This window comes from Vibrio sp. 1288 (genome assembly GCF_033344475.1).
Window position 1 is genome coordinate 1 of record NZ_JAWPOX010000618.1, and the last position, 659, is coordinate 659.

At 41.6% G+C, this 659-nt stretch carries 1 protein-coding gene and 2 pseudogenes; 2 read left to right on the plus strand and 1 reads right to left on the minus strand.

The window, feature by feature from the left end:
* Both R8O11_RS28375 and R8O11_RS28380 read left to right on the plus strand, forming a co-directional pair.
* Positions 1–80, plus strand: a pseudogene (locus tag R8O11_RS28375) (DUF3429 domain-containing protein); the annotation flags it as partial.
* 153 nt (positions 81–233) lie between these two features.
* Positions 234–479, plus strand: a complete 246-nt coding sequence (locus tag R8O11_RS28380) for a hypothetical protein (RefSeq protein ID WP_005463406.1) — start codon at positions 234–236, stop codon at positions 477–479.
* Between the two features lie 53 nt (positions 480–532).
* Here R8O11_RS28380 and R8O11_RS28385 read toward each other — a convergent pair.
* Positions 533–659, minus strand: a pseudogene (locus R8O11_RS28385) (thiol:disulfide interchange protein DsbA/DsbL); the annotation flags it as partial.

Sequence of the window (659 nt, forward strand, 5' to 3'; positions counted from 1 at the left end):
ATCCCAAAGGCTATCAAGGCATGAGGAATAAGCTCACCTGTGGCGTCATTTTGATGCATGGATTGGTTTTGATTGCATAATCTGGTCTGTCCAGTACTCAGATCACAAAACCAATCAACCCATATAAAACATTGTTCATTTCGTGAATACACATACATTTTGAACACCGTTTTGTTTTAAAGTAGCGCAAACCTACATATATATGTCCGTAAACATTCACAAAGGATATGAATATGTTTTTCCGCAAACTACTATTTAGCACTGCAATTATCAATGCGACTTCTGGCTGCGTTTCTTACCAAGCGCAACAAGCTGCCACTCAAACAGTAAACAACACGGGCATTGTTCTCACCAATGTGGTGAAAAACACCATCGCACAACCGTGCAATGTCGCTATCACCGTTGCTAGCTTGTTTTATCCGCACGCGATATTCATGACTAGCGTACCAACTCAAGCTTGTACAACCGTACTGAGATAACGAGTTCAAAAAAAATGGCGACCACTTGGCCGCCATTTTTCATTTCTTTTAATTTATAGCGTTAGCAGATAGTTCACCAATTCGCTGTACTCGGCATAGCTACGGACTTCATTAGGAATAACGATGTACTTGTTATTCACAACGACGCCAGGAACGCCGGTCAGAGTGCTCTCTTTGAAC